General features: G+C 60.1%; 12 protein-coding genes. 4 read left to right on the top strand and 8 right to left on the bottom strand.

All coding sequences use genetic code 11. The features are described 5' to 3' along the window. Window positions 1-3: 3 nt before the first annotated feature. Together KGA85_RS21620 and KGA85_RS21615 are read right to left on the bottom strand one after the other, a co-directional pair. Window positions 4-1,395 (bottom strand): FAD-dependent oxidoreductase, encoded by a 1,392-nt coding sequence (locus KGA85_RS21620; RefSeq protein WP_223459950.1) that lies wholly within the window; start codon window positions 1,393-1,395, stop codon window positions 4-6. A gap of 70 nt (window positions 1,396-1,465) precedes the next feature. Next, window positions 1,466-2,791 carry an MFS transporter gene (locus KGA85_RS21615; protein ID WP_223543362.1) on the bottom strand — a complete coding sequence of 442 codons (1,326 nt, stop codon included), beginning with the start codon at window positions 2,789-2,791 and terminating at the stop codon, window positions 1,466-1,468. Window positions 2,792-3,059: 268 nt separating this feature from the next. Between KGA85_RS21615 and KGA85_RS21610 the strand changes: the two genes are divergently transcribed. Then, on the top strand, window positions 3,060-3,932 hold the full coding sequence (locus KGA85_RS21610) for a LysR family transcriptional regulator (protein ID WP_223531898.1): 873 nt from the start codon (window positions 3,060-3,062) through the stop codon (window positions 3,930-3,932). A gap of 121 nt (window positions 3,933-4,053) precedes the next feature. Here the strand turns inward: KGA85_RS21610 and KGA85_RS21605 are convergent, their stop codons facing one another. Further along, window positions 4,054-4,917, bottom strand: coding sequence for a LysR substrate-binding domain-containing protein (locus KGA85_RS21605; RefSeq protein WP_046037777.1), 864 nt, complete (start codon window positions 4,915-4,917; stop codon window positions 4,054-4,056). Window positions 4,918-5,026: 109 nt separating this feature from the next. Here KGA85_RS21605 and KGA85_RS21600 point away from each other — a divergent pair, with 109 nt between their 5' ends. The 3 genes from KGA85_RS21600 (at window position 5,027) to KGA85_RS21590 (ending at window position 7,862) form a co-directional block, all read left to right on the top strand. Then, window positions 5,027-6,136, top strand: coding sequence for a 2-aminoethylphosphonate--pyruvate transaminase (locus KGA85_RS21600; RefSeq protein ID WP_223531900.1), 1,110 nt, complete (start codon window positions 5,027-5,029; stop codon window positions 6,134-6,136). Between the two features lie 154 nt (window positions 6,137-6,290). Continuing rightward, complete coding sequence (gene phnX, locus KGA85_RS21595; RefSeq protein WP_223461747.1) at window positions 6,291-7,118, top strand: phosphonoacetaldehyde hydrolase; 828 nt, start codon at window positions 6,291-6,293, stop codon at window positions 7,116-7,118. A gap of 183 nt (window positions 7,119-7,301) precedes the next feature. Then, window positions 7,302-7,862, top strand: coding sequence for a cytochrome b (locus tag KGA85_RS21590; protein WP_223461749.1), 561 nt, complete (start codon window positions 7,302-7,304; stop codon window positions 7,860-7,862). 133 nt (window positions 7,863-7,995) lie between these two features. Here the strand turns inward: KGA85_RS21590 and KGA85_RS21585 are convergent, their stop codons facing one another. The 5 genes from KGA85_RS21585 to KGA85_RS21565 form a co-directional block, all read right to left on the bottom strand. Continuing rightward, entirely contained in the window at window positions 7,996-8,922 is a 927-nt protein-coding gene (locus KGA85_RS21585) for a 1-aminocyclopropane-1-carboxylate deaminase/D-cysteine desulfhydrase (protein ID WP_223461751.1), read from the bottom strand. Window positions 8,923-8,993: 71 nt separating this feature from the next. Next, window positions 8,994-11,033 (bottom strand): FAD-dependent oxidoreductase, encoded by a 2,040-nt coding sequence (locus KGA85_RS21580; protein WP_223461754.1) that lies wholly within the window; start codon window positions 11,031-11,033, stop codon window positions 8,994-8,996. Window positions 11,034-11,299: 266 nt separating this feature from the next. Continuing rightward, entirely contained in the window at window positions 11,300-11,947 is a 648-nt protein-coding gene (locus KGA85_RS21575) for a hypothetical protein (RefSeq protein ID WP_046037771.1), read from the bottom strand. A 612-nt stretch (window positions 11,948-12,559) separates the two neighbouring features. Then, the gene (locus tag KGA85_RS21570) at window positions 12,560-13,141 is read right to left on the bottom strand and encodes a hypothetical protein (RefSeq protein WP_223461756.1); all 582 of its coding nucleotides are present in this window, start codon (window positions 13,139-13,141) and stop codon (window positions 12,560-12,562) included. A 185-nt stretch (window positions 13,142-13,326) separates the two neighbouring features. Further along, window positions 13,327-13,874, bottom strand: a 548-nt coding sequence (locus tag KGA85_RS21565) for a calcium-binding protein (RefSeq protein WP_411741686.1), incomplete at its 5' end; no start/stop codon positions are given.

The raw sequence follows: 13,874 nt of genomic DNA, 5'->3' as shown, positions 1-13,874 counted from the left end.
TCCTCAGCCCTTGTCGGCCTTGCCGGCCGCGGCGGCGAACTTCGCCAGGCGCACGTCCAGGTGCCGTGGCCGACGCCCGTGATCCTCCGCGCGCTCTTTGCGGCGGATGGCGTTGCGTACCATCAGCGAGCCGATGTAGCGAATCGGCTCCGGCGGGAAAAAGCCTAACGGTCCGTTGACCAGCGGCGAACGGGTCCAGGGGTTGTCCAGGCCCAGGACCATCGACGCCAGAATCTGCCCGCCCATATGGCAGGGCCCGACTCCGCTGCCGGAGTAGCCAAAACCGTAAAACACATTGCCACTGGCGCTCATCTGCCCGAAAAACGGCAACCCGGTCACCGAACGGTCCGACGGACCATTCCAGGTCGCCTCGACCTTGACGTCGGCAAACGCCGGGAAGAAGTCCGCCAGGCTGTTCTGCAACAATCCGGCGTAAGGCGAAGGCTGGTCGAACACCGGCAGCATGCGTCCACCATAAGCGAAGGTATTACCGCCCTTGCCAAGCATGATCCGGCCGTCCGGGGTGTTGTGGTAGTAGTGCACGAAAATCCGTGAATCGAGCACCGTGACCCCGCTGGTCAAGCCGATTTCGTCGAGCAGGTCCGGCCGAGGCTCGGTGATCAGCATGTCGCTGGAAACGATCGCCACGCTGCGTTCGAACTGCGGGAACGCCCGGGCCATCCAGGCGTTCATCGCCAGCACCACGCGGTCGGCACGAATGGTGCCGCTGGGAGTTTGAATGCCCGCCGGCCTGCCCTCTTCCAGCCCGGTCATGGCGGTGTTTTCGTGAATCTTCACCCCCAGTTGCAAGGCTACCCGGCGCAGACCACGCACCAGTTTACCCGGCTGCACACTGGCCGCCGCCGGGGAAAACCAGCCCTCCAGGTGCTTGCTGGAACCGGCCATGCGCTGCACATCGGCCACTGGCCGCTGGGTGAACGAGTTGATGCCGTTGCGCTCCAGGGCGGCGATGACCGCATCAGTCGAGCCGCATTGCGCACGATTGGTAGCGGTGTAGAGCGTGCCATCGAGGCGGTAATCGGCGTCCACCGCATACTGTTCGCAGAAGGCGCCGATGGCGTGAATGCTGCGCTCGGACTCCTTGACCAGGCGCACGGCTTCTTCGACGCCGAACAAACGCTCAAGGGTGAAATACTTGGCCGACCACGACAACGCACAACCGCCGTTGCGTCCACTGGCCCCGGCACCGCAGATGTCCGCTTCGATCAGCAACACGTCCAGCTCGGGGTTCTGTTCCTTGAGCATGATCGCGGTCCACAACCCGGTGTAACCACCACCGACGATACACACGTCGGCGCGGCTGTCGCCTTGCAGTGGCGGACAGGTTTCGGATGCATCAGCCTTCAAGGCCTGGTCCAGCCAAAAGGGTCTCATGGGGTCAATCTCCGGTCAGTTGCCCACACGCCAGCCTGCCGCAGGTGCAGCAGGCGACGAGGGACAGGATTCAGGTACGCAGGGGTTTGATGGTCATCGCTTTATTGGGCACGTAGGCGAATTGAGTACCCAGGCCACCGGGGCGGCTGTTCCAGTGCGGGATCAACACCAGCGCCGAGAACATGGCGCAGCCGGCGAAGACGATGAACACGGTAACGGTGTCGAAGTAGCCCGGCAGCAGCCCGCCGAGAATCGCCCCGACCGAGCCGCAGCCGTTGACGAAACCGGCTGCCGTGGCGCCGGCCTTGGCGGTGCCGAAGTCGATGGCGGCCGAGCCGCTGATCATCGAGTCCGGCCCATAGAGGGTCAGGCCCATGACGAACAGCAGCGCCACCACCAGCTGCACGCTGCCGGTATGCAAGGCGCCCATGAAAAACGCCAGGGACACCGTCAGCGCCAACAGGCTTATCACGCAGGCCGGCATGCGCCGGGCGCCGAACAGCTTGTCCGAGGCCAGGCCAATCAGGATCGGCCCGAGCAACCCGGCCAGTTCGAACGCGGTCGGAATGATCGCCGCACCGACCTTGCCCACCGAAGGCATCTGTTCGAAGACGATCACCGGCCCCCACAACAGAATCGCGTAGCGCGCCGGCTTGAGCATGAAGTACGCCAACCCCAGCACCAGCACCGTGCGGTTGCGCAGGATTTCCTTCAATGGCTCCCACATGCTGATTTTGCTTTGCGCGTCAGCTTGTTCGGCGGTCAGCTCAAGTTCCGGCTCCACCGCCGGCAAGCCGACGTCTTCCGGTTTGTTGCGTTGGAAAATAAAAAACAGCACGGCGACCAGCCCAACCACCGCCGCACTGGAAATGAACGCCGCATGCCAGCTGCCGATGAGCGTGTACGCCCACCAACCGGCAAACGGCGAGGCCACCAGACCGCCAAAGGCGTAGCAGGAACTCCACAGGCCCAATACCCGCCCGCGTTGCTCGGAGGGAAAGAAGCTGCCGAGGTTCTTGCACAGCCCAGACCAACCGGTGGACTGCGCCAGGCCTTGTATCAGCATGCAGGTAGCGAAAATCGGTATCGTTGCAAAGTTGCCCATCACCAGCGCCGCGGCGGCGGAAATCAGCAACCCGCCGAGCACAACGACCCGCGGGCCAAAACGGTCTGCGAGGATGCCCCAGGTGAATTGACCGACGGCGTAAGCCGTCAGGTAGATGGCGTCGAGGTTGGCCATGGCCATTTTGTCGAGCATGAAGGTCGGGTCTTCGCCAATACCGAGCTTGGCGACCGAGAATGCTTTGCGGGTGAAGTAGAACGCGGCGTAGGCGAGCCAGGTGATCGCGAAGATCTGCACGCGCCAACGCTTGATGGTGCCGATGTGCTTGTTCATTGTGGTTCTGACCTCAGGGTGTGAGTGTGCCGGCAGAATTGGAAGAAAACGCCTGTCTTTTTATTGTTGAGCACTGCGATATCGCCCTGTCCCTACGGCGGATACCGGTCAGATGAGTCCTGTAGTTGCACGCACAGGCTCATGGCACCCGCTGCTGTTCGACTGACCAGTCACCGGGGCTGAGGTGGATAAAAACAATTACTGATTAATAAGTGAAATCGATTTATCGTATTTCAAATATAAGTTCAGCTTGTTACTGGAGATTCCCATGTCGGTGTCCCACGCCCAGCTCAAAGCGTTCCACGCCGTGGCGGTGCATGGAAGCTTTACCAAAGCCGCCGAGCGCCTGTTTCTGACGCAACCGGCGATTTCCGACCAGGTGCGCAAACTCGAAGAGCGCTATGGGGTGTTGCTGTTTCACCGTAACAAGCGCTCGGTGCGCCTGACCGATCTGGGCGAACGCCTGCTGAGCGTGACGCAGAAATTGTTTGTCATCGAAGCCGAAGCCCAAGAACTGTTGCAGGACTCCCAGGCGTTGCAGACCGGCAGCCTGATTCTGGCGGTGGATGCGCCGGTCCACGTCCTGCCGCAGATCGCCCGTTTTTGCGAACGCTACCCCGGGATCAGCGTGAAGATCGAAACCGGCAACACCGATGAATCGCTGTTCCGACTGTTCAACTATCAGGCCGACCTGGCGTTGCTGGGCCGTGACGTCAGCGATGAACGCCTGCTTTCCCTGCCCCTGCGCAACGACCCGATGGTGGCGTTCGTGTCGCGCAATCATCCGTGGGCCGACCGCGAATCCATCACCCTCGCGGACCTCGACGACACGCCGCTGGTGTTGCGGGAAATCGGTTCGGTGACCCGGCAGACCCTGGAGGAGGAAATGGCCGGTGCCGGGTTCCGCATTCGCCCGGCAATTCAGGTTGAAGGTCGGGAGGCGGCGCGGGAAGCCGTGGTGGTCGGGATTGGGGTGGGCGTGGTGTCGGCTGCCGAGTTTGGTGCGGATTCGCGGGTTTGCGCACTGCCGATTACCGATTGCAAACGGCGGTTGACCGAGACACTGGTGTGCTTGCGCGAACAGAGTTCTCGGCGGGTGGTGGCGACTTTTCTGGAGATGGTGCGCGAGAGTCTTGTTTAGGCAGGTCCGACGTCATCGCGAGCAAGCTCGCTCCCACAGTAGATTTGCGTCGTGTACAAAATAGGCGACCAACATAAATCCCCTGTGGGAGCGAGCTTGCTCGCGATGCAGGCAACCCGGTCTACCTGCCTGGCGCCAACCCGAAAAACGCCTGAATCAACCGCAAATCCCGCCGCCGCTCCATGCACCCCATCATGTGTCGATTCACCAACCCCTCGCCAATGATCGGCACCGCCGCCACCCGAGGATCGTGGCTGACCTCCACCGACGACACCACCCCCACCCCCAGTTCGGCGGCCACCGCCTCGGTCACCGCTTCGCGGCTGTCCAGTTCCAGCAATACCCGTGGATTGACCTTGGCCTGTGCGCAAGCCTCATCGAAGGTGCGCCGGGTAATCGAACTCGGCTCGCGCAGCACCATGATCACCTGATCCAGTTCCTTGAGCTGCACGCCTTTGGTTTTCTGCGCCCAAGGATGCCCGTCGGGCACCAGCGCGCAAATCCGTGATTCGTTCAGCGCCTGCAGATGCAAGCCCTTGCGCGGCTCGACCTCAGTCAGCACCGCCACGTCGGCATGTTCGGACAACAACGCCGCCAGGGTTTCCTGGGCGTTGCCCAGGCGCAGGTTCACCGTGATCCCGGGATAGCGCGCGCGCAGGCTGGCGAGCATCGGCATGACCATGTGCGGACCGTCCGCCGCCACCTCCAGGCGCCCGGTCAGCAATTGCCGGTTGGCTTCGAGCATCACCTGCGCCTCTTCGGCCAGGCCGAACATCGCCCGGGTGATTGCCGCCAGTTTGGTGCCCTCCTCAGTCAGTTCCACGCGGCGGGCGGTGCGACGCAGCAGGGTGATCTGGTAGTGCTCCTCCAGGGCCTTGATGTGCCCGGTAACCGCCGGCTGGCTGATGAACAGCCGCGCCGCCGCCCGGGTAAAGCTGCCTTCCCGGGCCACGGCATCGAAGGCGCGGAGCTGGAACAGGTTCATGAATAACCCTCGCTGATGGCTGGCATAACAACAAACAATTTGATTGATAACACGGCAAATTGCAATTTAGGCACCAACGCTTCATCCCATCGATTGCGAGGACACGAGAATGAGTACTGCCGAACCCATCCTGCTCACCCCCGGCCCATTGACCACTTCGCCCCGCACCCGTCAGGCGATGATGATCGACTGGGGTTCATGGGATGACCGCTTCAACCAACTGACCGCCAGCCTCTGCGAGCAACTGCTGGCAATCCTCAACGGCGCCGCCACCCACCACTGCGTACCCCTGCAAGGCAGCGGCACCTTCGCGGTCGAGGCGGCGATCGGCACGCTGGTGCCTCGGGACGGCAAGATTCTGGTACTGATCAACGGCGCCTACGGCAAACGCCTGGCGAAAATCTGCGAAGTGCTGGGCCGCTCCTTCAGCACTTTTGAAACCGCCGAAGACGAGCCGACCACCGCCGCCGACGTCGACCGCCTGCTACGTGCCGATCAAGACATCACCCACGTCGCCCTGATTCACTGCGAAACCAGCACCGGCATCCTCAACCCGCTGCCGCAAATCGCCCAGGTCGTCGCAGAACGCGGCAAGCGCCTGATCATCGACGCCATGAGTTCCTTCGGCGCCCTGCCAGTGGATGCACAGCAAGTGCCGTTCGACGCACTGATCGCCGCCTCGGGCAAATGCCTGGAGGGCGTACCGGGCATGGGTTTTGTCTTCGCTCGCAAAGAATCCCTGGCCAACGCCACCGGCAACTCGCATTCGCTGGCCATGGATCTGCAGGACCAGCACGCCTACATGGCCAAGACCGGCCAATGGCGCTTCACCCCGCCGACCCATGTGGTCGCCGCGCTGCACGAAGCCCTGCTGCAATACAACGAAGAAGGTGGCTTGCCCGCGCGGCACGAACGCTACGCCGCCAACTGCCAGGCATTGATGGAAGAGATGAGCAAACTGGGGCTGCGCAGCTTCCTGCCAGCGGCGATTCAGGCGCCGATCATCGCCACCTTCCACGCCCCGAAAGATCCGCGCTACGCATTCAAGGAATTCTACGAACGGGTCAAGGCCAAGGGCTACATCCTCTACCCCGGCAAACTGACCCAGGTCGAAACCTTCCGCGTCGGTTGCATCGGCCATGTCCAACCCGTCGAAATGCGCGAAGCCGTGGCGGCGATTGCTGAAGTGTTGCGCGAGATGGAAGTCCTGGAGATCTAAGCAACACCTTACCCCCCTGTGGGAGCGAGCTTGCTCGCGATGAGGCCCGATCAGTCAGCACATAGGTTGAATGAAAAACCGCCATCGCGAGCAAGCTCGCTCCCACAGTAAAAGCTGCTCTCCAATAGTCAGTTTCTACAGGAATTTAATTGCCATGAACTACTCCAACCCAACCAAACTGCAAGCCGCCATCCTCGACTGGGCCGGCACCGTGGTCGACTTCGGCTCCTTCGCCCCGACGCAGATTTTCGTCGAGGCCTTCGCCGAGTTCGACGTGCAGGTGTCCATCGAAGAAGCCCGTGGCCCGATGGGCATGGGCAAATGGGACCACATCCGCACCCTGTGCGATCAACCGGAAGTTGCCGAGCGCTATCGCAAAGTGTTCGGCCGCACGCCGACCGACGATGACGTCACCGCGATTTACCAACGCTTCATGCCGCTGCAGATCGAAAAAATCGCCGAACACTCGGCGCTGATTCCCGGGGCGCTGGAGACCATCGCCAACCTGCGCCAGCAAGGGATCAGGATCGGCTCCTGCTCCGGTTACCCGAAACAGGTCATGGACAAAGTGGTCGAACTGGCCGCCACCAACGGCTACGTGGCCGATCACGTGGTCGCCACCGACGAAGTCCCGAACGGTCGCCCATGGCCCGCCCAGGCACTGGCCAACGTCATCGCCCTGGGCATCGACGATGTTGCCGCGTGCGTGAAGATCGATGACACGGTGCCGGGCATTCTCGAGGGTCGCCGCGCCGGCATGTGGACCGTGGCGCTGATCTGCTCGGGCAACGCCCTGGGCCTGGACTACGAAGGTTATCGCGCCTTGGGCAGCGACCAACTGGACAGCGAGCGCAAGCGCATCCACGCAATGTTCGAAGGTTCACGCCCGCACTACATGATCGATACCATCACCGATCTGCCGGAAGTGATCGCCGACATCAACAAGCGCCTGGCCAACGGTGAAATGCCGCAATCGAGCTAAAAAACGCAACTCCCCCCTGTAGGAGCGAGCTTGCTCGCTCCTACAGGGTTTTTCTGTGTATTACCCGAACCAGAGCATCCAGCGACCAATCGCCTCAGGCAAACCCGGTGAAACAGGATTACAGTTAGAACACACCGTCGGACAAGAACGGTGGCTTTAAACCGGACCTCTGAGGAACACCGTATGCCGTGGAAAAACTCCGAATCGCGCTACAGCACCGTATCGATCGCGCTGCATTGGTTGATGCTGGTCCTGCTGGTGCTGGTTTACGCCTGTATCGAGTTTCGCGGGATCTTTCCCAAGGGCAGTGGCGGGCGCACGCTGATCGTCGAATCACACTTCATGCTCGGCCTGACCGTATTCGTTCTGGTCTGGCTGCGATTGTTCGCGCGCAGCCTCGGCCCGGCGCCGCAGATCTTCCCGGCCTCGCCGCACTGGCAAACGACGCTGGCCAGGCTGATGCACTGGGCGCTGTACATTTTCATGATCGTCACGCCGATTCTCGGCTGGCTGGTCACCAGCGCCAAAGGCAATCAGGTGATGTTCTACGGTGTCGACCTGCCGATGCTGGTAGAGGAAAACAAGGACCTGGCCAAACAGCTCCAGGGCTGGCATGAGCTCGGCGGCACTATCGGCTATTGGCTGATCGGCCTGCATGCCGTGGCCGGGCTGTATCACCACTATGTGGTGGGCGATAACACCTTGCTGCGGATGATGCCCAAGAGCGTGAACCGTGACTCCTGAGACCAATGAATGCCAATGAATGCCAATGAGGGAGCGAGCTTGCTCGCGATGCGGGTATTGCATTCGGCGCATTTGTCGACTGACACACCGCCATCGCGAGCAAGCTCGCTCCCACATTGATTTGCGGTGCGTTTCAGGTTTGTGAATTGAATCCCCGCCGCCCCTGCAAGCCGCCCGTGTGGACAAATATCAGTCGCGTGCCCCGGGCGAACTTTTCCGTCTCGACTTGTTGCTTGAGGGCCATGAGTGCCTTACCGGTGTACAGCGGCTCCAATGGAATATTCCCGGCCTGCTCTGTCTTTTCGATAAAGTCGAGCAGCAGCGGATCAACCTTGGCAAACCCGCCGCGGCTGGCCTCGAACAGCTCATACGCCGCATCGACCAGACCCGCTTCCTGCATGATCCTCTCGACCTGCTGCGCCACCCCGTGATCGCCAGGCACCGCCAGGGCACCGTACACCGGATGATCCCCCGCTTCGCCCAGCACCAGGCCGGCCAGCGTCGTGCCGGTTCCGCAGGCCAGCCACCAGCCGTCGTAGTCACTCCAGCCCAAACCCTCCAATTGCGCGCAAACGCTGGCCCGCAGTTGCGTGCAACCCAGGGCGCCAGGCAAACCTCCTCCCCCTTCAGGCACCGGATGCAACGTCGGATAGCGGGTTTGCCAGGGTTGCCAGAAGCCCTCTTCATGCCTCGCTCGATAGCCTGCGTAACCCAGCCAGTGCAACTGCATGCCGAACGCCTGCAAGTCCTTGACCGTCGGGGTTTGCTGAGGGTGCCCGCGCAACAGGCCGACGGTGGAAAAGCCGAAACGCTTGCCCGCCGCCGCCAACGCGTGGAGGTGATTGGAGTGCGCGCCACCCAGGCTGATGATGCCTTCGGCACCCAAGTGCTCGGCAGTTTTCAGGTGTTCGATGAGCTTGAACCATTTGTTGCCGCTGATCAGCGGGTCGATCTGGTCCAGGCGCAGGATCGCCACTTCGATGCCGGCGTGAGTGAGCCAGTCGAGGTGAAGGGGGTCGAGGGGGACTTGAGGAAGCCAGTTGTCAGGAGGAGAAAGCATGATGCCGGATCATTGGAGTGATCCGGCATCTTAGCAGCACCTTTGTGGCGAGGGAGCTTGTCGGACGTGGATTACAACTGCGCCGCCAACCGCGAACCCTGATTGATCGCCCGCTTGGCATCCAGCTCTGCCGCAACGTCCGCGCCACCGATCAGATGCACGCTCTGCCCCGCCGCAACCAGACAGTCATGCAACTCACGCAGCGGATCCTGCCCGGCGCAGATCACGATGTTGTCCACTGGTAGCACCTGCGGCTCGCCGGTTTCGCCGATGCGGATGTGCAGGCCTTCGTCGTCGATCTTCAGGTATTCAACGCTGTTGAGCATCTGCACCTGTTTGTTCTTCAGACCGGTGCGATGTATCCAGCCAGTGGTCTTGCCCAGGCCGTCGCCAACCTTGGATTTCTTGCGTTGCAGCAGGAACACCTCGCGGGCCGGCGCATGGGGCGTGGCCTTGATACCAGCGACACCGCCGCGCGCTTCAAGGTGTGTATCGATGCCCCATTCCTTCCAGAACGCGGCGCGATCCTGACTGGTAGCGACGCCTTCATGCACAAGGAACTCGGAGACGTCGAAACCGATACCACCGGCACCAATCACCGCAACGCGCTTGCCGACCGGTTTGCGCTCAAGGATCACGTCCAGGTAGCTCAGCACCTTGGCGTTTTCCACCCCTGGAATGGCCGGTAGGCGCGGCGCAATGCCGGTGGCCAGAATGATCTCGTCGTAACCGCCTTCGACCAGTTGCGCTACGTCCACGCGGGTGTTCAGGCACACCTCGACGTTGGTGGTCTGCAACTTGCGGTTGAAGTAGCGAATGGTCTCAAAGAACTCTTCCTTGCCCGGAACGCGCTTGGCGATGTTGAACTGACCGCCGATTTCGCTGGCCGAATCGAACAGCGTCACCTGATGGCCACGCTCGGCGGCCACGGTCGCGGCGGACAAACCGGCAGGGCCGGCCCCAACCACGGCGATTTTCTTCAGTTGCTGCACGGGCAGGTAATTGAGTTCGGTTTCGTGGCAGGCACGCGGGTTGACCAGGCAACTGGTCAGCTTGCCGCCGAAGGTGTGATCGAGGCAGGCCTGGTTGCAACCGATGCAGGTGTTGATTTCATCGGCGCGACCTTCAGCGGCCTTGTTGACGAAATCCGGGTCGGCGAGGAACGGCCGCGCCATGGACACCATGTCGGCATCGCCCTCGGCCAGGATCTGCTCGGCCACTTCCGGGGTGTTGATGCGGTTGGTGGTGATCAGCGGAATATTGACCGAACCCCGCAGTTTGGCCGTGACCTTGCTGAAGGCCGCGCGCGGCACTTTGGTGGCGATGGTCGGAATCCGCGCTTCGTGCCAGCCGATACCGGTGTTGATGATGGTCGCACCGGCCAGCTCGATGGCCTTGGCCAGTTGCACGATTTCTTCCCAGGTGCTGCCGCCTTCGACCAGGTCGAGCATCGACAGGCGGAAAATGATGATGAAGTTCGGGCCTACCGCTTCACGCACGCGACGCACGATTTCCACCGGCAGGCGCATACGGTTTTCGTAGCTGCCGCCCCAGCGGTCGGTGCGGTGGTTGGTGTGGGCGGCGAGGAACTGGTTAATGAAATAACCTTCGGAGCCCATGATTTCCACGCCGTCGTACTCGGCGGTTTGTGCCAGCACCGAGCAGGTGACGAAATCGCTGATCTGCTTCTCGATGCCTTCCTCGTCCAGCTCCTTGGGCTTGAACGGGTTAATCGGCGCCTGGATCGCGCTGGGCGCAACCTGTTTCGGGCTGTAGGCATAACGACCGGCATGGAGGATCTGCATGCAGATCTTGCCGCCTGCGTCGTGCACGGCACGGGTGACGATACGGTGCTTGAGCGCCTCTTCTTCGGTCGTCAGCTTGGCCGCACCGGAATACACGCCACCCTCTTCGTTCGGGCCGATACCGCCAGTGACCATCAGGCCGACACCGCCACGGGCACGCTCGGCAAAGTACGCCGCCATGCGCTCGAAGCCACCCGGTTTTTCTTCAAGGCCAGTGTGCATCGACCCCATCAGGGTGCGGTTGCGCAACGTGGTGAAACCCAGGTCCAGCGGAGCCAGCAGGTGCGGGTATTGAGCGGCGGTCATCGGTAACTCCACATCGAGCGATCACGGAAAGTGCAGGAGCTCTGTGGCCCCCATCAGTCATGTTCGACAGACTAAGAGTCGCGCCGTCATCCCTCAATGACCGTAACTGACAAATTATTGATCGAAATGAGCAGCGGCTTTGGGCACCCGGGGATGACTCAAAACAAAAACGACCTTGCGGTGCAGGTCCGGATTGAAACCTGCACCAGAAGGCCGCTTCCTTTCGGGCTCTGGAGAAGCCCGCAAGGTTTACGCGCAGAACCGGCTTAGCATGCGCTTGCTACTGACCGAGCAGGCGCAACATAGTCGTCCTGTTGTTTCGCTCGCTGGGTCAACGCCACCATCGCCAGGAACCCGAGCACAATCAGCACCGGATAAGCCATCAACAGTTCGGAAAGGGAATACTTCCAGGCCAAAGGGCGCCCGACACCCAGCATGGCGGCATACATCCAGGACACTGCCGACAACGACCCGCAGGCCAACGCCAGCATCCGTGCACTGAATCCGAGATTTAGCAAGGAGCCCGCCTTTTGCAGGGCTGGCAGTACCATGCGATGCAACAAGATGCCGTTGTAAGTCAGCAACGCCACAATAATGACTTTGGCTTGAAGTTTTGGATTCAAAAAGTAATCGGCACCCTTATCCAGGTAATCGATACCGACGACAGCGACACCCGTTACCCACAGCGCTATTAGTGCAACGATGACAGACTTCTGAAGACTTTCCATGTGAGCATTATCATGCTCAGTGAATACTTTCCGTTTTAAAAGATCCCTGACCATCGCAACATCACTGGTCAGCACCAAACCGATGGCCACACAACACGCCACCAAATGAACGTAAATAACGCCCAGACGCAAAAACTCCAGGAATTCCTTATTTTCCAGCAGACTCATAATGGTATTTATCGCCACGGTATTTTCTCCACCTTATTCGAGAGTACGGATCGACCACTTGACAGAATCTTTAATTATTAAAAACCCTGTACGACCTTACTTCTAAAAGATAAGCCAAATCATGGACTCGGCACTGTTAACCTCATTGACTCGCTTGGCGATTCAATGACCGGCTGGTTTATCACCCCCCTGATTTTTAGATAAAAATCCCCATGTGCATTCACTGCATTTGAAATTCAATTTCCACTTCTTTTTTGCGACTGCATGGGCAGGTCATGACTGACGTGCTTAGGAATCAGAGGCCACAGACGCTCCAATGTTCATTTCTTGAACAAACCACCGACAAACGGTGCGTAGCGCAAGTGCGCCTGAAGCGACAGTAATGAGCCAACTTTCACTCTATGCCCCACCACAACTGGCCTGCTTGACTACTTGCATTTTTACAACTGCACATTGGATCCACTAGTTGTTATACATCCGACAACACGCACAATAGCGAGCGACTCTCATCCAGAGCCAACTCCAACTGCGGATTCCACGATAATCCGGCCACCACTTCACGCAGGCCGCAACGCAGGATCAATTGAATCAATCAGGGCGTGAATCAAGTTACTTATTCGTCATCTGTGGTCATGCCCAAAATCCGAAGTAAACAAATGCCATGGCTGCAGCTACACCCCACGCGGCCAACGCCATTACCGTTGAATTGTGCGGTAACCGGGATTCGCTCAACCGCCGCAAGCCGGACTTCGAAAACCCGGATTGGTCATAACGGCAATACAGGATTGCCCGGTAGGTCTGTCGCAGGCCAATCAACAGAAACAGGCTGATCAGGCCGAGGACAAGTCCACGCCTGATAACCGGATTAACCAATAGCGCAAGGTGATCCTGCTCGCAGGCAGCGCTATCGACTTCCTCAACGGTAATTCGCTGATCATCCGTCGAAGAGCGCTTTTGGCCAGTCTGGATCGCCGCCAGTTGCTCCAGATCCAACACCTGATACTTCCAGAGCGTTGACGACCCTTTTCGGCAGAAGGTAAACGCCGCAGGACTTGAGACGGCGATAATGCAAGCGTCGTTGATATCCAGTTTTTTCAGCGTTTCCGTGGCTGATCTGGTGAAGTCCAGGTCGAAGAGCGGAGTCACTCCGGTAGCAGACGCCGCGACCGAAACCAATAGGCTGCTCAAGAGGCAGATGGCTGAAATGTTCAAGGCCGGGCTTCCTTTTTTCCATTGTTTTTTGTTTTCGCCGCTCGGTTCCAACCTGCTTTGATGAGTTCCAGTACGCTGCTGGCACCCCGATAGCTAATGGGCAATTGAATGGAAGGAGAAAGGGAGGGCATCCATTGCCCTCCCCTCCTCTGTCCACGCTCCCTGCGACAGTACTGACCAGGACCTCAAGTGGCCAGAATGAAGTCCGTCTGATCAACGGCCGCGCTGTTGACACCAACAAGGTGAATCGTGTCCGCCCCGATCCCTACCACCGTGTCCGCCCCGTTAGCCGTTATGGTCACGTTGGCAGCGAACGTCGCGCTATTGATCCCCAGCGCCGTGATATTGAGCAAGTCCTGTCCGGCCGGATTAGCTCCGAAGTTCAGGATCGTATCGTTGCCGAAACCCGCGGCAGCAAACACGAACGTATCGTTGCCAGCGACGCCGCCACTCAGCAGGTCGTTACCGCCACCGCCGGTGAGCACGTCGTTACCCGCACCGCCCACGAGCGTGTTGTCGAGCGCGTTGCCGCTGCCCGCGAAGTTGCCGCTGCCGCCGAAAAACAGATTCTCGACGTCGGCACCCAGGGTGTAGCTCGCGAGCGAAGTCCAGACCGTGTCAATACCCTCACCGCCAAGCTCGCTCACCACGTCCCCAAGCTCGGTGACTGCGTAGACATCGTTGTCGACGCCACCGACCATCGTGTCGGTACCTGCGCCACCGATGATGATGT

The organism is Pseudomonas sp. GL-B-12 (assembly GCF_019955895.1).
Taxonomy (GTDB): Bacteria; Pseudomonadota; Gammaproteobacteria; order Pseudomonadales; family Pseudomonadaceae; genus Aquipseudomonas.
This window is presented reverse-complemented; position numbering and strand designations above follow the sequence as displayed.